General features: G+C 34.9%; 17 protein-coding genes. 4 read left to right on the top strand and 13 right to left on the bottom strand.

The genetic code is table 11. The features are described 5' to 3' along the window. Positions 1-24: 24 nt before the first annotated feature. The 7 genes from M663_RS0113685 to purR form a co-directional block, all read right to left on the bottom strand. Positions 25-1,386, bottom strand: a complete 1,362-nt coding sequence (locus tag M663_RS0113685; RefSeq protein ID WP_029689334.1) for a trypsin-like peptidase domain-containing protein — start codon at positions 1,384-1,386, stop codon at positions 25-27. A gap of 264 nt (positions 1,387-1,650) precedes the next feature. After that, positions 1,651-3,063: a HAMP domain-containing sensor histidine kinase gene (locus M663_RS0113680; protein ID WP_029689333.1), complete on the bottom strand. Its 1,413-nt coding sequence runs from the start codon at positions 3,061-3,063 to the stop codon at positions 1,651-1,653. A 2-nt stretch (positions 3,064-3,065) separates the two neighbouring features. Beyond that, positions 3,066-3,749: a response regulator transcription factor gene (locus tag M663_RS0113675; RefSeq protein ID WP_003867604.1), complete on the bottom strand. Its 684-nt coding sequence runs from the start codon at positions 3,747-3,749 to the stop codon at positions 3,066-3,068. Positions 3,750-3,833: 84 nt separating this feature from the next. Then, entirely contained in the window at positions 3,834-4,784 is a 951-nt protein-coding gene (locus tag M663_RS0113670; protein WP_029689332.1) for a ribose-phosphate diphosphokinase, read from the bottom strand. Positions 4,785-4,789: 5 nt separating this feature from the next. Next, the gene (gene glmU, locus M663_RS0113665) at positions 4,790-6,163 is read right to left on the bottom strand and encodes a bifunctional UDP-N-acetylglucosamine diphosphorylase/glucosamine-1-phosphate N-acetyltransferase GlmU (protein ID WP_029689331.1); all 1,374 of its coding nucleotides are present in this window, start codon (positions 6,161-6,163) and stop codon (positions 4,790-4,792) included. A 105-nt stretch (positions 6,164-6,268) separates the two neighbouring features. Next, the gene (spoVG, locus tag M663_RS0113660; protein ID WP_004399029.1) at positions 6,269-6,547 is read right to left on the bottom strand and encodes a septation regulator SpoVG; all 279 of its coding nucleotides are present in this window, start codon (positions 6,545-6,547) and stop codon (positions 6,269-6,271) included. Positions 6,548-6,688: 141 nt separating this feature from the next. Next, positions 6,689-7,513, bottom strand: a complete 825-nt coding sequence (gene purR / locus M663_RS0113655) for a pur operon repressor (RefSeq protein ID WP_029689330.1) — start codon at positions 7,511-7,513, stop codon at positions 6,689-6,691. A gap of 174 nt (positions 7,514-7,687) precedes the next feature. On the opposite strand from purR, the gene murC reads away from it, so the two are divergent. Then, entirely contained in the window at positions 7,688-9,082 is a 1,395-nt protein-coding gene (gene murC, locus M663_RS0113650; protein WP_029689329.1) for a UDP-N-acetylmuramate--L-alanine ligase, read from the top strand. A gap of 13 nt (positions 9,083-9,095) precedes the next feature. Here the strand turns inward: murC and M663_RS0113645 are convergent, their stop codons facing one another. Beyond that, positions 9,096-10,109 (bottom strand): LacI family DNA-binding transcriptional regulator, encoded by a 1,014-nt coding sequence (locus M663_RS0113645; protein WP_004399054.1) that lies wholly within the window; start codon positions 10,107-10,109, stop codon positions 9,096-9,098. A gap of 105 nt (positions 10,110-10,214) precedes the next feature. Next, positions 10,215-11,123: a type II CAAX endopeptidase family protein gene (locus tag M663_RS0113640; RefSeq protein ID WP_029689328.1), complete on the bottom strand. Its 909-nt coding sequence runs from the start codon at positions 11,121-11,123 to the stop codon at positions 10,215-10,217. Between the two features lie 163 nt (positions 11,124-11,286). On the opposite strand from M663_RS0113640, the gene M663_RS0113635 reads away from it, so the two are divergent. The 3 genes from M663_RS0113635 to M663_RS0113625 all read left to right on the top strand — a co-directional run bounded on the left by M663_RS0113635 (position 11,287) and on the right by M663_RS0113625 (position 12,604). After that, the gene (locus M663_RS0113635; RefSeq protein WP_029689327.1) at positions 11,287-11,724 is read left to right on the top strand and encodes an Hsp20/alpha crystallin family protein; all 438 of its coding nucleotides are present in this window, start codon (positions 11,287-11,289) and stop codon (positions 11,722-11,724) included. Positions 11,725-11,907: 183 nt separating this feature from the next. Next, positions 11,908-12,171: a DUF6364 family protein gene (locus M663_RS0113630; RefSeq protein WP_029689326.1), complete on the top strand. Its 264-nt coding sequence runs from the start codon at positions 11,908-11,910 to the stop codon at positions 12,169-12,171. Then, the gene (locus M663_RS0113625) at positions 12,161-12,604 is read left to right on the top strand and encodes a PIN domain-containing protein (RefSeq protein ID WP_013150970.1); all 444 of its coding nucleotides are present in this window, start codon (positions 12,161-12,163) and stop codon (positions 12,602-12,604) included. Before M663_RS0113630 ends, M663_RS0113625 begins: the two co-directional genes overlap by 11 nt. A gap of 201 nt (positions 12,605-12,805) precedes the next feature. Here the strand turns inward: M663_RS0113625 and M663_RS0113615 are convergent, their stop codons facing one another. The 4 genes from M663_RS0113615 to M663_RS0113600 are packed head-to-tail and all read right to left on the bottom strand — an operon-like array spanning position 12,806 to position 16,365. Beyond that, positions 12,806-14,164, bottom strand: coding sequence for a fructose-specific PTS transporter subunit EIIC (locus tag M663_RS0113615; RefSeq protein ID WP_029689325.1), 1,359 nt, complete (start codon positions 14,162-14,164; stop codon positions 12,806-12,808). A gap of 23 nt (positions 14,165-14,187) precedes the next feature. After that, on the bottom strand, positions 14,188-14,634 hold the full coding sequence (locus M663_RS0113610; RefSeq protein WP_029689324.1) for a fructose PTS transporter subunit IIA: 447 nt from the start codon (positions 14,632-14,634) through the stop codon (positions 14,188-14,190). A 5-nt stretch (positions 14,635-14,639) separates the two neighbouring features. Continuing rightward, the gene (pfkB, locus tag M663_RS0113605) at positions 14,640-15,569 is read right to left on the bottom strand and encodes a 1-phosphofructokinase (protein WP_029689323.1); all 930 of its coding nucleotides are present in this window, start codon (positions 15,567-15,569) and stop codon (positions 14,640-14,642) included. Continuing rightward, positions 15,535-16,365 (bottom strand): DeoR/GlpR family DNA-binding transcription regulator, encoded by an 831-nt coding sequence (locus tag M663_RS0113600; protein WP_029689322.1) that lies wholly within the window; start codon positions 16,363-16,365, stop codon positions 15,535-15,537. Before M663_RS0113600 ends, pfkB begins: the two co-directional genes overlap by 35 nt. Positions 16,366-16,470: the final 105 nt, after the last annotated feature.

Here is a 16,470-nt window from a genome sequence, read left to right as displayed (position 1 = left end):
GTGCGAGGGAGGCCTTTATTTTATTTATTGAAAGTTTGCACTGCTTTGCAACTTTACAGGAACTGTAAATGTTTTGCTATTTCTCCAAATTGTTACATTTATTACATCTCCAACTTTGTGGTTATTTAATATGCCTTGTAAATCCTCAAAGGAAGTAATGTCTTTACCATCAACCTTTATTATCACATCTCCTGGTTGAATACCAGCTTTTTCTGCTCCACTATTTGGCTGAACTTGAACTACATACACTCCTACGGGCAAATTATATCGGGCTGCATCTTGTTGTGTAATAGTTTGAGCACCTATTCCCATCATAGGCCTTTCTACATAGCCGTGTTTTATTATCTGGTCAATTATAGGTTTTGCCTCGTTTATTGGAATTGCAAAACCCATACCCTCAACAGGAGTTTCTTGGCTCTGGAACATTCCAAAAGGGTCTTGAATACTTGGTCCTATTGAAGTGAGCTTAACACTTGTTATACCTATAACTTCTGCTTTACTGTTCACAAGAGGTCCGCCGCTGTTGCCAGGATTTATAGCTGCATCTGTTTGTATGAGTTTGACAGGCCCATAATCACTTTGGAGATTCCTGTTGAGTCCGCTTATTATACCTGCTGTGACTGTACCTGCAAAGGATTCTCCAAGAGGATTGCCTATAGCAATTGCCAATTCCCCAGGTTGGAGTTTGGAAGAATCTCCTAGTTTTACAATGGGTAAATTAGGAAGGTTTATTTTAAGTACTGCGAGGTCTGTTCTATCATCTTTTCCTACAAGTTTTGCATCAGCACTTCTTCCATCTGAAAGTTTTACTGTGATTTTTGATGCTCCGTCAATTACATGGTTATTTGTGACAATGTATCCATCAGAGCTTATGATAAATCCAGAACCGCTACCTCTAGTTCTATAACCGTAGTTGTAAGCAACACTTGTACTAATTTCTACAACTGCTGGGCTCACTATTTTGTAAATGTTGGGTATCAAATTTAAAATACCGCTTTCGTCTGACGAAGTAGCATCTAGAGGTAAATATCTTGTAACAACTTGTGCTGACGCATCATTTGGGGTCACGTAGTATTTCATTACAGTTCCTGTAATTCCTCCGCCGATTAAAGCTGCCACCAACGCTACTGCGATAAAAGAAGCTAACATTCTCTTTCTGAATCTTTTTACCATCTTCCCCAAACTCTTTTTGTTGTTTCTAAATACCACTTTAGGAATTGGCGCAGTAGTTTCCAACTCCTCTTGCTTTTGTTCCTCTGCTTTTAATATTTCGCTATTTAATTCTTCTGTTTGATATAGCTCTTCTTTTTCATTTTCTTCTGGAAGAACTACATTCTCCGGATCATTCTTTTCAATTTTATCTTCAAAGTCTTTTTCGTAATCCATAATCACTCACTCCTTTTGTTCTTTCTTGCTTTTAATTATAACCCCTTTTTATTAACAAATTATGAACATGATGTAAAGATTTTAAGTAGTTTTTATTAAAAAATTTCCGCGTTGTTTTTTATAAATAAATGTGCGGCCCAAGTATTCACTTGGACCGCTATGATAAGGGAGGTCAAGGAGAGGCATTTGTCGCTCTCAAATATTATTGTATCCCTTATTTATGAATAAAGTGTTAACAAAGTGTAAATATTTTATTGTGATTTTTTAAAATTTTTTCACCGACAAAGTAAAAGTAAATGCTGTACCTTTACCAACTTCACTTTCTACCCATATTTCCTCGTTATGAGCATTTATAATACGCTTTACTATATAAAGCCCAAGGCCTGCTCCATCTTTTCCTCTCGATTTGTCCGCTTTATAAAATCTATCCCATATATGCTCTTGGTCTTCTGGAGAAATACCTATTCCATTATCTTTTATAGTAATGAATACTTTGTCATCTTTTATTTCAGTAAAAATATGAATTATACCCCTTTCTTTAGAAAACTTTATTGCATTATCTATAAGATTTGTCAAAACTTGCTCTATCTTATCCCTATCCCCTATAACTATTCGTCTGTCTTCTTCAAAATCAACCTTAACAGCTAAATCTTTTTCAACTATCCTTTTTTCAAACTTTATAACAGCCAGTCTTATAAGTTCATTTATATCAAATTCAGTCTTATTAAGTGGAAATTGACCTGACTCAAGTTTAGTCATTTCAAGAAAATCGTCTATGAGCCGAGACATCCTCCGTGTTTCTTTTTGTACTATTTTAAGATAATCGCAAGCTTTTTCCTTTGGAATAGTACCGTCTAATATCCCATCTATATATCCTTGTATAGAGGTCAATGGAGACCTCAATTCGTGAGAAACATTTGCCACAAAATCTTTTCTCATGTTTTCTAATTGTTCTAATTCTTTTGCCATAATATTAAAGGATTTAGCCAAATCCCCTATTTCATCTTCTTCCTTATGTTGTACCCTTGCAGAAAAATTCCCCTTCGCTACCTGCTGAACAGCTAAGCTCATCTCTTTAAGAGGCTGAGATATTTTACTGGAAGTATAAGAAATGAGCACAAAACCTATTATAAGAGCTACTCCTCCAGATAAAAGCATTAAAATAAAGATGTTAATAATAGTTTTATTCATTTCTGTCAAAGGAGCATGCATAAATATAGCACCTTCAATTCGGCCATTTATAACAAGAGGCACTCCTACTGTCAAAACAGGCTGATTGAATTTGCCACCAAAATATCCTTTTTTTACAACAGATTGTCCATCTAAAATGCTTTTTATTTCTTCTTTACTGAGGCTTACTCCTGTCCATGCTTTGCCCTGCTGTTGTGATTGACTGTAAATTAGCCCTTCTTTATCTACGATCCATACAGTAGCATTAATCAATCTAGTAACAACGTTTAGTTCTTGATTCCATTTATCTATGTTTATGTCTCCTACCGCAAATTCATTTAAAATTGCATTTATTTCTTGAGCCTCTTCTAACATTATTTTTTCTTTGTCAGCAAAGTAATAGTTTTGAAACATCAGATAAAACATCCCTGAAAGAATAGACAAAGTAATAAGGATGATAATCATATTGCTTATAAAAAGTTTTTTAAAAAGTCTATTTTTGCTCAAATTTAGTTCACCTCAAATTTATAACCTACACCCCATACGGTGGTAAGTTTCCAATTAGGGCCATCTCCCATTTTCTCTCTAAGCCGCTTTATATGAACATCTACTGTACGACTATCTCCCATATAATCATAACCCCATACATTTTCTAATAGCTGGTCTCTCGTGAAAACCCTGTTAGGATGTGTACATAAGAAATATAAAAGTTCTAACTCTTTGGGAGTTAAATCTACATTTTGCCCTTTATAAACAACTTTATATTCGCTTAAACTTACATAAAGTTCTGGATAAGAAACAGCCTGTTTTTCCTCACTTTCCGGTTCATATCTTCTTAAAACCGCTTTAACTCTTGCTACCAATTCTTTCCCGTCAAATGGCTTTACGATGTAGTCATCAGCGCCAATCTCTAAAGCCAATACCTTATCAAGTGTATCCCCTTTTGCGGTAAGCATTATTATAGGCACCTTTGAAAATTTTCTGACTTCTCTGCAAAGAGCTATACCATCAATTCCTGGCAACATTATGTCAAGTATGACGAGCTTTGGAGGTTTTTCTTGTATTTTCTTTAGTGCGGTTTGCCCATCGTATATCTGCTCTACATCAAAACCCTCTTTTTCAAGGTACAAAGAAACTATTTCACATATATTCTTGTCATCATCCACTACATAAATCTTTCGGTTATCTCCCACAAAATCACCCTCTACTTCAAGTTTCCTTGCTTAAATTATATCATAATAAAATTTTAAATAATATAAAAAAGGCACATAAAGTGCCTATACAAACAATTTACTTACAGACATTCCTTCATGGATTCTCCAAATCGCTTCTGCAAATAAAGGAGCTACAGACCTCACTTTAATTTTGTCAATTTTTTTCTCTTCGGGAAGAGGGATTGTATCGGTTATAACCAATTCTTTTATTGGTGATTCCTTAAGCCTTTCAATCGCAGGGCCTGACAACACCCCATGAGTCGCGCAAGCATAAACTTCAGTAGCACCACTGTCAAGAAGAGCCTCCGCCCCTTGTACCAAAGTACCAGCGGTATCAATAAGGTCATCTACCAAAATAGCCTTTTTCCCTCTTACATCACCTATTATATTCATTATCTCTGCTACATTAGCTTTTGGCCTTCTTTTGTCAATAATAGCAAGAGGAGCATTCAATTTTTCTGCAAAATACCTCGCTCTTGTCACACTGCCATGGTCAGGGGAAACAACTACTACATCATTTCCCAATTCCTTGTCAAGAAAATATTTCGCAAGTATTGGTCCTCCTAAAAGATGGTCTACAGGAATATTAAAATACCCTTGTATTTGTGGAGCATGAAGGTCCATTGTAACAACTCTATGGGCTCCTGCTGCAGTTATAAGGTCAGCTACAAGCTTTGCAGTAATTGGGTCCCTCGCCTTTGCTTTTCTGTCTTGTCTTGCATAACCATAGTAGGGTATAACTGCATTAATTTCAGCCGCAGATGCCCTTTTAAAAGCATCAATCATTATCAATAATTCCATTAAGTTGTTGTTAACAGGCGCACAAGTTGACTGTATTACAAAAACGCTTGCACCTCTTACACTTTCTCCAATCCTTACACTTATCTCTCCATCACTAAAAGTCCCTACTTCTGAATCACAAAGTTTAAGTCCAAGATGTTCTGCTATTTCACTGGCTAACTTAGGATTTGAATTTCCTGAAAAAATTTTTAGAGAACTATTATATCTTACCATTTAATTTAAAGCCTCCCTTTTTTTATTCTTTCCTGTACCCAGCCCTCTTTATTAGTTTGCCTACTTCTGGCTATGGCAAGGGCTCCTTCAGGAACATTCTCTGTTATAGTTGAACCAGCAGCAATATAAGCATTATTTCCAATCTTTACTGGCGCTACAAGATTTACATTACATCCCACGAAAACATTATCTCCTATCACTGTCTTGTACTTTTGTTTACCATCATAATTAACTGTAATAGAGCCACATCCCATATTGACATTTTTACCAACTTCCGCGTCTCCCACATACGTAAGATGAGGAACTTTACTCCCTTCATCAATTATTGACTTCTTTATCTCTACAAAATCCCCTATTTTGACATTACTCTGTATCACAGTTTCTGGCCTTATGTGGGCAAAAGGTCCTATTTTAACATTATTTCCTATTTTTGAAGAGAGTATTACCGAATACGTGACACTACATCCATCACCGATTTCTGAATCAACAATCCTACAATTAGGCCCTATCTCACAATCACTTCCTATTTTCGTTTTCCCTTCTATAACACAACCAGGCAATATTACAGTATCTGCTCCAATCTCCACTTCAGCTCCTATATAAGTGGTATCAGGGTCCACTATTGTTACTCCGTTTTCCATGTGACGATAATTAATCCGCTTTCTCATTATTTTCTCTGCTTCAAAAAGCTGGACCCTTGAATTTACTCCCGTTATCTCCTCTGAAGGTACAGTAAAAGCGCCAATTTTTCCATCCATATCTCTTATAATTTCCACAGCATCCGTCAGATAATATTCACCCTGTGCGTTATTATTGGTTATCCTTCTTAACGCCTTTTTTAGTTTGGCTATATCCATAACGTACATGGCAGAATTTATCTCATGGATGCTTTTTTCTTCTTCCGTCGCATCTTTATCTTCCACAATCTTTATAACGTTTCCACTTTCATCCCTTATTATCCTCCCATAACCTGTAGGGTCTTCTAATACTGAAGACAAAATAGTGACACTGTTATGCTCTTTAATATGAAAATTTATTAATTCTTTTAAGGTATTGGAGGTAATAAGGGGCGTATCTCCAGTCAAAATCAGAACATTACCTTCCTCAGGGAGTAAGTCTTCCGCCATCATCACAGCATGACCTGTGCCTAACTGCACTTCTTGATAAGCATACTTGACTCTTTCTTTTAAAACTTCCTTAACTTCTTCTGCTTTGTGGCCGACTACTACAATTACTTCGTTACTTCCTATTTTTTCCACCGCATCTACTACCCATTCTATCATCGGTTTACCACAAACTTTATGAATCACCTTGGGATGCTTAGATTTCATTCTTTTCCCAAGACCCGCCGCTAAAATAAGCGTCACTAGCCCTTCCAATTTTTCCACACCCTCTATACTAAATTTAATTCTCATACCCTATACTATTTTAACTATAATTGCAGCAAAGTTCAACAAAAAAATAAAAAGGAGACAAGCTCCTTTTTATTCCTTATGTGCAGCTTCTTGTTCTTTTGCTTTTTCATATTCTTTGAGAATAGCGCTTTGTAATCTATTTCTTGTGTCTGAATTTATAGGGTGAGCAATATCTTTAAACTCCCCTTCGGGAGTTTTTCGACTTGGCATAGCAATAAACAACCCATTTTGGCCCTCTATAACCTTTATGTCGTGAACTACAAATTCATTGTCAAAGGTTACAGAAACTACAGCCTTCATTTTGCCTTCCTCATTAAGTTTTCTCACCCTTACGTCTGTAATTTCCATAAGCTCACCACCTTCCTGAAGTTAAACCCTAAGTTAGCATTTGCGGAACTACTCTTACACTAATAAATATTCGCCATAAAATCAAAATTTCCTTCAGGAAAAACTAAAATTCCGAAAAATTTTTAAAAAATTTTATTCATTTTAATCCTTCAATATCCAATCACTTATTTCAATGTCAATTATATTTTTCTCTTCCTCCATATTTTTTAACACGAAAACCGAAATGTAATTATCTACCAGCTTATTCTCCGGTTTTTCCGTCGAAATCATAACTCCTGCACCAACCACTTCAGCGTCAAATTCCTCCATAAGTTCCATCATACCTTTAATCGTCCCACCTGCTTTCATAAAGTCATCTATCAATAATACTTTAGAACCTTTCTGTAAAGACCTTCTAGCCAAAGACATAGATCGTATGTGTCTTTGAGACCCAGAAATATAATTAATAGAAACAAAAGAACCTTCTGTAACTCTGCTATCTTTTCTAATTATTACAAGGGGAACATTAAGCGTCCTTGCGCACATTAAGGCAATAGGTATACCCTTTGTCTCCACAGTTACAATCGCATCAACGTTTTTATCCAAAAAAGGAAATACTAAAATTTCACCAATTTTTGTTACAATATTGGGAGAATAAATCAAATCGGCAGTGTACAAAAAACCTCCGGGAATTATTCTCGACGGATCCTTTAATTTTTCCTTTATTTCTTGTACAAAAGGCAAATAACTTTTAATATTAGCTATAGGAATGTATTTTACTCCACCACCAGCTCCAGGCAGCGTAATTAATTTACCAAAATTAAATTTTTCTATTACACTCTTTAAAATATCGATATCTTCCGAGGCAGTAGATTTAGCTATACCAAAAAAATTCATAAAATACTCCAAATTTATTAGTGTATTAGGATTTTCACTAAATATCTTAACGATTGCTGCCAATCGTTCATACCGTTTGTACTTATCCATAAAAAATAACCTCCGCACATACAAACTTTTATACCAAAATTATATTTAAAAGTTCACTTTTGTGCAACATGTGATATAATTTTTTTATAAATATAGGGGCTTTTGACAAGCTTTAATCATATTTTAACCATGAAAAGGCAATAATAACAATAGGAACTGAGAGGAGCGTAAACTATGGATATAAATCTTGAAAACTTTAAAAGAGTGCATTTTATAGGAATTGGCGGTATAAGCATGAGCGGTTTAGCTCATATACTTTTGAATAACGGCCATATAGTAACAGGCTCAGATATAAAAAATTCTCATATAATCGAAAGGTTAAAACAAGAAGGAGCAGTTATAACAATACCTCACAATGAAAACAGTGTCATAGGTTCTGATTTAGTAGTGTATACAGCTGCTATCCATGAAGATAATCCTGAATATCAAAAGGCTAAAGAATTAAATATACCTACTATAGATAGAGCTACCCTTTTAGGTCTCATTATGAAAAAATACAAATACGGCATTGCTGTTGCAGGAAGTCATGGAAAGACAACTACTACTTCTTTAATATCTGTAATACTCGATGGTATGGGATTTGACCCAACAGTTTTAGTAGGAGGAGAAGTAGATGTAATAGGAGGAAATGTGAGAGTTGGAAACAGTGAATATTTTGTCACAGAAGCTTGTGAATATACAGATAGTTTTCTAAAGTTTTATCCTTACATAGCTGTTATACTAAATGTCGATTCAGACCACTTAGATTACTTCAAAAATATTGACAACATAAAACAGTCTTTTAGGCAATTTGCTAATTTAGTTCCACCAGATGGATTTGTGGTAGCATGCAAAGATGATGCAAACACCATGTATGTTGTAAATGGGTTAAATAAAAACATTGTGACCTATGGTATTTACCAAGATAGTGATTGGAAAGCAAAAAACATAAGTTTTGATGACAAAGGCTGTGCAATTTTTGACGTTTATTATAAAGAGGAATATATGGGCAATTTTAAATTATCAATACCCGGAAAACACAATGTTTACAACACCTTAGCTGCTTTGGCAGTAAGTCACCTTGTAGGAATTGACATAAAAAAAGCTTCTCATTATTTAACTGAATTCAAAGGCACTCATAGAAGATTCGAAATAAAAGGAATAGTTGATGGCATAACAATTGTGGATGACTATGCTCATCACCCTGCTGAAATTAAAGCAACTTTAGAAGCAGCAAAAAATTATCCTCATAAAAGAATTATTTGTATATTCCAGCCACATACTTACTCAAGAACTAAATCTTTGCTTAATGATTTTGCAGGATCCTTTGACAATGCGGATAAAATAATAATAGCTGACATATACGCCGCAAGAGAAAAAGACACAGGAATTGTTTCATCTAAAGATTTAGTGGAACTAATCTCTCAAAGAGGAAAGGATGTTTTGTACTTAAAAGATTTTGACTCTATAGTTGAGTATTTAAATAAAAATGCAAAAGCAGGCGATTTAGTATTAACAGTTGGAGCAGGAAATATCTACGAAGTAGGAGAAACGTTTTTAAAAGGCCATAAAAAAGCTGTAGGAATGTAAACCCTACAGCTTTTTATCTTGCAACACAAGATTTCCTCTCCACAAGCTTTACAGGCACAATGATGTGGTCTGTGTCTACATCCTTTTGCTTTAACCTTGCAATCAAAAGTTCTGCAGACTTAATTCCCAAATCAAATGTAGAAATATCTATTGTCGTAAGGGGTGGGTTTGCAAAAGCTGACAAGGGAATGTTGTTAAACCCTACTATTGATATATCCTCAGGAACTCTATATCCTTTATCTATTGCAGCCCTTATAACACCAAATGCCATAACATCATCAGTAACCACAACTGCAGTAGGTTTTTCTCTTTCTAATATTCTCATCATCGCCCTGTATCCACCGTCTTCTGAAAACTCATCTTGTTCCACCAACTCTCTCTTAAAAGGTATTCCATTTTCCTCAAGGGCAAGTTTATAACCATCTAACCTATCTAAACTCACTACATATTCCAATGAACCACTTATAAAAGCAATTTCTCTATGCCCATGTTTAATAAGGTAATTAGTAGCAAGCTTAGAAGCCCCTATATTGTCATTGTCAACCCAATATACACCTTTAGCATCAAGAGGTTTACCTATTACTACAAAAGGAAATTTTTCATCTCTTAGCCAAGGTATAAGCTCATCGGTTGTACGAGAAGATAAAAGAATTATTCCATCTACTCGTTTGCCTTTTACCATATTTATAACCGCTTCTTTTTCCTCTTCTTGATTTCCAGATGTCGACAAAAGCAAATCATACTTTTCTCTATGGGCAACAACACTTATGCCCCTCATAACTTCTGGGAAAAAAGGATTTGAAAAAGCTTCTTCTGTGGAGCGAGGCATTATAAGTCCCAAAGTATTTGTCACTTTACTTGCAAGGCTTCTGGCAATGGCATTTGGATAATACCCCAATTCCTCCATCGCCTTCCAAACTCTTTCTTTTGTCTCTTTACTTATACGCGGATTATCAGCAATAACCCTCGATACAGTAGAAGGAGCAACATTTGCCCTCTTTGCCACATCTTTAATCGTTACATTCATGTATATCACCACCTTTAAAATGAAACCGATTGCATTTCTTCTATTTATTATTCTATCCTATTCTTTTATTTACGTCAACAGTTTTCATTTTCTTTTAAGCATTCTTTATATAACCCCAGCTATTTTTAATATCTGTTCAGTAATTCTATACAAAAATACTAACACTGATAAAAGTACAGGCCAATGCAAGAAAATATATAAGTCTTCTTTTAACTTTGTAATACCGCGAATAACATATGGGTCAGTTACTTTCTTCAAATATCTCAATAGCACATACAAAAGAATAGCAGCAAATAATGCAAAAATCCCATAACCAATGACAACAATAAATGGAATATCTACCTGTTGTAATGGAGTTGCTTTTCCTAAGTTTTGTTGTGCTATAAAATAGGATAACAATACAGAAATAGTGTTATTTGTAAAATGGCCTATCATTCCTCCATATATGGAATTAGTTCTATACACCACATATCCCAATAAACTACCGAGAAAAAGTATACCTAAAAAATTTTGCACATTTAAATGAAGCATTGCAAAGAATATAGCGGTTATAAAAATACTCTTTATAGAACCTCTCATTTCAAAACTTCTCATAACAAGTCCTCGCATAAATATTTCTTCACAGCAGGCAGCTACAGCTCCAAATATTAGAATTTGCATAAAAAGTTCTTGTGTATTGGAAGCTGCAGGTATTGGCATAACCGGAATTTTACCTAATTTAGATAGAAAGTAATTTGTTAAAAGTGCAAAAAAACCTGATACTATCCAACCTAAAGCAGCTATTATTATCACTAAAAAAGCTTGATCACCCTTTATAGGATTTAACCTTAAAACATATTTTACATCATATCTTTTAAAAAGAAGGTAAAGAATAACAGGCAGTAAAACAAGAAAAAATTCTGTGATTAGTATACCTATATATAAAGAAGCCTTTTGCACCAAATATCCCACTGTTATGAGAAGTAACATGACAAAAAAGTACAACTTACTTACATCTTTTTCATCTGGTCGCATTTAATCACTTCCTTTTTTACATCGTCAATTTCACCCTTATAGATTTTAACATAAAAAGAATAAAAAAGTAAGAATTAAATGTGAGGATTTTGTGAAACCTAATAATTGAAAATTTCAATTAATGTGATATAATAAATAATAGAAAAATATGGAGGTGATGTAAATGAGCCTTATGAGGCGAGGACGTGATTGGTGGGATTGGCCATTTGACATCAATCTCAAAAATTTGCCAAGTATTTTAGACGTTAACTTTCCATCTTTTTCAGGTCTATTTTCTCGACCAAGAGTAGACATCACCGAATCTGAAACAGAAATAGTCGCAACTGCTGAACTGCCTGGTGTTGACAAAAAAGACATTGAAATAAATGTTTATGACAATATACTGGAAATAAAAGGGCAAACCACAGTAGACGAAGAAAGAGAAGATAAAAATTATTACATGAGAGAAAGATATTACGGAAGTTTTGCCAGAAGAATAGAACTACCAGCAGAAGTAGACCCTGAAAGAACCACTGCTAAATTTGAAAATGGCATCCTCAAAATCACAATGCCAAAATTACATCCAAGTAAGCCAAAGGGAAGAAAAATAGATATAGAATAAGAAATTGGGTAAGTTTTTACCCAATTTCTTTATTTCTATTTGCTTTCTTTGTCATTCTCTATAATTGTACCTATACGTTCTTTACCATATAAATTTTCCTTGGCTTATATCTATGCATTTGTTAACATAACAATTGATTTACACGTAAAAATGTGTTATACTAAATTACGTGGAGGTGATATTATGAATAGAGAAAGGCAAAAAATAGAAACACAGAACATCACATTGTCTTTACCTAAAAATTTATTACAAAGGATAAAACATATAGCTATAGATAAAAATACATCTGTATCTAGGCTTTTAACAGACACGCTAGAAGAAATAGTAAAAAAAGAAGACTCCTATGAAAATGCTAGATTATATCATATAAAAATATTAGAAAAAGGTTTTGATTTAGGTACAGAGGGAAAAGTTACCTGGAGGAGAGAAGATTTATATGAAAGATAATAGAAATTTGCAGTTCATTGATACAAATATTTTAGTTTACGCTCATGATGTATCTGCTGGTAAAAAACATGAAATTGCAAAAGAACTACTAAAAGAATTATGGTATGAAAGAAATGGATGCTTAAGCACACAAGTGCTTCAAGAATTTTATGTAACAATTACAAGAAAAGTAAAAAAACCTTTGATTCCAGCTGAAGCAGCAGAAATTATTTCAGCTTTTAAGAGTTGGAAACTAAATATAATAGATTTTGAAGATATACTTGACGCAATTAAAGTTTCACAACGCTACATGATTTCTTTCTGGGATTCGCTTATAATCGTTAGTGCAATAAACCTGGATTGTAATATAATATGGAGCGAAGATTTAAATTCAGGCCAGTATTTTAGCAAAGTAAAAGTACAAAATCCATTTTCCTTAGGCAATGACTTTTGAGTATTCCTATTTTTCCATCACCGCACTTGACCAAGCTTCACTTTCTTTCTCTCTAAGCTCTTCACCTTTATATCTTGCTAATGCTTCTCGTAGCAATATCGCATCCTTACACTGTCATCTAGAAATAATTAAAGTTCTCATTTATACCTAAACTGTATGCAAATAAAAAATTAGGGGCAAGCTCTTGCTTACCCCAATTTTTTAGTCAATTTTCTTTTTAAGCACTGCTATCATAAGAGCAGTAACTACTGTACCAACTGCTATTACTCCAATGTAAAGAAGAGGATTTGACACAGCTATCGGTATTACAAATATTCCCCCATGAGGAGCTCGAAGTTCAATGTGGAAAAGCATTGAAAGAGCGGCTGTCACAGCAGAGCCCACCATTATAGAAGGTATTACCCTGAAGGGATCTGCTGCTGCAAATGGTATAGCACCTTCTGTTATAAAGGAGGCCCCTAAAACCCATGCAGCCTTACCTGCTTCTATCTCTTCCTTTGTAAATCTATTCTTGAAAAGAACAGTTGCAAGTGCAAGTCCAAGAGGAGGTGTCATGCCTGCTGCCATGACCGCTGCCATTGGAGCAAAAACATTTGATGCTAAAAGACCTGTTGCAAAAGTATAAGCTGTCTTGTTTACAGGACCACCCATATCAAAAGCCATCATAAGTCCCAATATTGCTCCAAAAATCACTGCATTTGTAGAACTCATCCCAGTAAGCCAGGCAGTCAAAGATGTCATTATGGCTTTCATTGGAGAACCAATTACATATATCATTAAAAGTCCTACTATTAAAGTCGATAATACCGGCAATATGAGTATTGGCATTAAACCTTCTAATGTTTTAGGAAGCTTTATTAACCTTTTCAGATAAACTATCGTATATCCTGCCAAAAATCCTGAAATGATACCGCCTAAAAATCCTGCCCCAGTGGATACTGCCAGCATACCGCCTACCATACCGGGAACAAGACCAGGCCTATCTGCAATAGAAAATGCTATATAGCCAGACAAAATCGGCACCATCAATGCAAAAGCTGAACCACCGCCAATTTTCATCAAAGCCCAAGGAAGAGTTCCTTCTACCTCAAAGGCTTTATATCCCCAGAAAAAGGAAAGTGCAATTAAAATACCACCTGCAACTACAAAAGGTATCATGTAGGAAACACCTGTCATAAGGTGTTTGTAGGCACCTGTCCTTTGCGCTGACCTTTCTTTATGAATTTCTTCTACCTTTTCTACATAATCTTTTGGCTTTTCCATCTTAAGAGCCTTTTCAATAAGTCCTTTTGCATCCTTTATAGCATCTTCAACTGGTACCTCAAGTACAGGTTTACCGGCAAATCTTGATTTATCAACTTTTGTCGCAGCTGCTATTATGACAGCATCAGCAGCTTTTATATCTTCTTCAGTAAGCTGGTTTTCTGCACCTATTGACCCTTGAGTCTCTACCTTTATGTCTACTCCCATTTCTTTGGCTGCCATCTGAAGATTTTCCGCCGCCATATAGGTATGAGCAATACCTGTAGGGCAGGCTGTAACAGCAACTACCTTTTTCATAATTAATCCCCTCTCTTAAAAATTTACTTATTAAAAGCGTTTATGACTTCCTCAGGTGTCAAAGCTTTTTCTAACTCTTCTCTCACCTCCTTATGCATTAAAGACCTTGAAAGCTCAGCCAAAACTTTAAGATGTAACTCATCAGAGTTGTCTGGCACAGCAATTAAGAAAAATAAATGGGCAGGTTTGCCATCCATTGAGTTATAGTCTATTCCTTGGCAAGACTTACCAAATACTATTGCTGGCTTTTTCACAAGACTGCTTTTGCCATGAGGTATTGCAACCCCATAACCTATACCTGTAGAAAACTCCTCTTCTCTTTTTTTCACCACTTCTAAAAAGCCTTCTTCATCATCTACAACTCCATTTTCTTTTAAAACACTTACTAACTCTTCCAACACTCCATTTTTGTCCTTTGCCTTTAGGTCAAAAACCATCATTTTTTCGTTCAATACATCTTTTATTTCCATTTCCATCACCTTTTAATCCTTTCTATTTCAATCTTATCCTTTAATATATTTACCTCCTCAAGAGTACCTGCTCTTGTGCCTTCTTTCATGACAACTGAGGTAGATAAAGCTGCTGCTATTTTTATTGTCTCCTCAATGGGAAGTCCTTTATATATTCCATGGGCAAAGCCTGCAACAAAGGCATCTCCTGCTCCAACTGTCCCTTTTACTTCAACTTTTACAGGCATTACCCTGTATATTCCTTCTTTTGTTATCACAACACTGCCACGGCCTCCCATAGAAATTGCAACTATTTCTATGCCTGAATCCTTCAGCTTTTTTCCTTCTTCAATAACCTCTTCTAAACTTTCAAGCTTTTTGCCTACTACATCTTCTAACTCCTGCACATTAGGTTTTATCATGTAAGGCTTTTCTTCTATGCCGTATAAAAGCGCTTCTTTGTCAGCATCGAGAATTATTTTTAAATCACCGCTTTTTTCTCTAATTATATCTTTGTAAAAAGTCTTTGGCACTCCTTGTGGTAAACTTCCAGAAAGCACAAGCACCTTTGACTCTTCAGCATATTTAAATATACTTTTTTTAAGTAGCTCCATTTCTTCTTCGCTTACATAAGGGCCATATTCATTCAAATCAGTAACTTCCATCCTTGAAATATCAGAAATCTTTATATTTGTCCTCGTCTCATTTTTTATTTTCACAAAGTCAGTTTTTATGCCTTCATCTTCTAAACAATCGATTATATATTTAGCATTCGGTCCTATAAAGCCAAGAGCAATAACATCATCTCCAAAATTTTTAAGGTTTTTGGCGACATTTATACCTTTTCCCCCAGCATCTACTCTTGTTCGAATTACCCTATTTACATAACCAAGTTTCAAATCCTCAACAATTATTGTCCTGTCAATTGCTGGATTCGCCGTTACTGTTGTTATCATTATTTTCATCCTTTCCAAAGCTTACTATATCTATATTTGCCTGTTCATATTTTCTCACTATCTCATAATCAACCTCATCATCTGTTATTATTGCCGTAATGTCTTTTATATCTGCAAATTTGACAAAAGACTTTTTCCCAAATTTAGTGTGGTCTGCTACTATATAAACTTCACTTGCCACATCACACATCGCTTTTTTTGTATTGGCTTCAATTAAGTCTGGAGTCATAAGACCATCCTCAAAAGATATAGCATTTGTACCTATAAAGGCTTTGTCAACTTTAAACTGCTTTATCACCATTTCAGCAATAGGACCAACTAAAGCCTTAGTCCTCCATCTCTGTATACCACCTGTGACAATAAGCTCAATATCTTCATATTTTGAAAGCTCTATCGCGATAAGAGGAGAATTTGTCACAACAGTAAGTTTCATATTCTTAAGATTTCGCGCAATCTCAAGAGTAGTCGTACCAGCATCTAAAATTATAGAATCTCCTTCTTCTATCATTGAAGCAGCAATTTTACCTATTTTCCTTTTTGCCTCAAGTTCTACATCTTCTTTTTCAAAAAATGCAGGCTCATAATGAGTGCCAACATTCAATATTGCACCACCGTGAGTCCTCTGTATGAAACCCTTTTCCTCCAGTACATGTAAATCTCTTCTTATTGTTGATTCAGAAACATTAAAAAGTTTACTCAGTTCAGAAACACTGATACTTTTATCCTTGCTTATAATTTCTGCAATCTTTAAGCGTCTCTCCTCACCAAACATCCTATCAGATATACTCATATTCATTCACATCCATTCAATATTATCCCGCTCAAATGTGATTGATTTTGCTTAATTTTGATTAAATATTATCATTTTTGTTTTGTCAATAGGCAAAAAAATAAAACAGGC

The sequence above is a fragment of the Thermoanaerobacter sp. A7A genome, from assembly GCF_000445185.1.
Lineage (GTDB): Bacteria > Bacillota > Thermoanaerobacteria > Thermoanaerobacterales > Thermoanaerobacteraceae > Thermoanaerobacter.
The sequence above is the reverse complement of the archived record's forward strand: the minus strand, read 5'-3'. Positions and strand labels throughout refer to the sequence as shown.

Bases quoted from the DNA above. Each gene is read 5' to 3' on its own strand.
- M663_RS0113600 (WP_029689322.1), bottom strand. From the start codon at position 16,365: ATGAATATGAGTATATCTGATAGGATGTTTGGTGAGGAGAGACGCTTA.
- M663_RS0113610 (WP_029689324.1), bottom strand. From the start codon at position 14,634: ATGGAAATAAAAGATGTATTGAACGAAAAAATGATGGTTTTTGACCTA.
- purR (WP_029689330.1), bottom strand. From the start codon at position 7,513: ATGGATAAGTACAAACGGTATGAACGATTGGCAGCAATCGTTAAGATA.
- M663_RS0113630 (WP_029689326.1), top strand. From the start codon at position 11,908: ATGAATAGAGAAAGGCAAAAAATAGAAACACAGAACATCACATTGTCT.
- murC (WP_029689329.1), top strand. From the start codon at position 7,688: ATGGATATAAATCTTGAAAACTTTAAAAGAGTGCATTTTATAGGAATT.
- M663_RS0113645 (WP_004399054.1), bottom strand. From the start codon at position 10,109: ATGAATGTAACGATTAAAGATGTGGCAAAGAGGGCAAATGTTGCTCCT.
- M663_RS0113670 (WP_029689332.1), bottom strand. From the start codon at position 4,784: ATGGTAAGATATAATAGTTCTCTAAAAATTTTTTCAGGAAATTCAAAT.
- M663_RS0113640 (WP_029689328.1), bottom strand. From the start codon at position 11,123: ATGCGACCAGATGAAAAAGATGTAAGTAAGTTGTACTTTTTTGTCATG.
- spoVG (WP_004399029.1), bottom strand. From the start codon at position 6,547: ATGGAAATTACAGACGTAAGGGTGAGAAAACTTAATGAGGAAGGCAAA.
- pfkB (WP_029689323.1), bottom strand. From the start codon at position 15,569: ATGATAACAACAGTAACGGCGAATCCAGCAATTGACAGGACAATAATT.
- M663_RS0113615 (WP_029689325.1), bottom strand. From the start codon at position 14,164: ATGAAAAAGGTAGTTGCTGTTACAGCCTGCCCTACAGGTATTGCTCAT.
- M663_RS0113635 (WP_029689327.1), top strand. From the start codon at position 11,287: ATGAGCCTTATGAGGCGAGGACGTGATTGGTGGGATTGGCCATTTGAC.
- M663_RS0113685 (WP_029689334.1), bottom strand. From the start codon at position 1,386: ATGGATTACGAAAAAGACTTTGAAGATAAAATTGAAAAGAATGATCCG.
- M663_RS0113625 (WP_013150970.1), top strand. From the start codon at position 12,161: ATGAAAGATAATAGAAATTTGCAGTTCATTGATACAAATATTTTAGTT.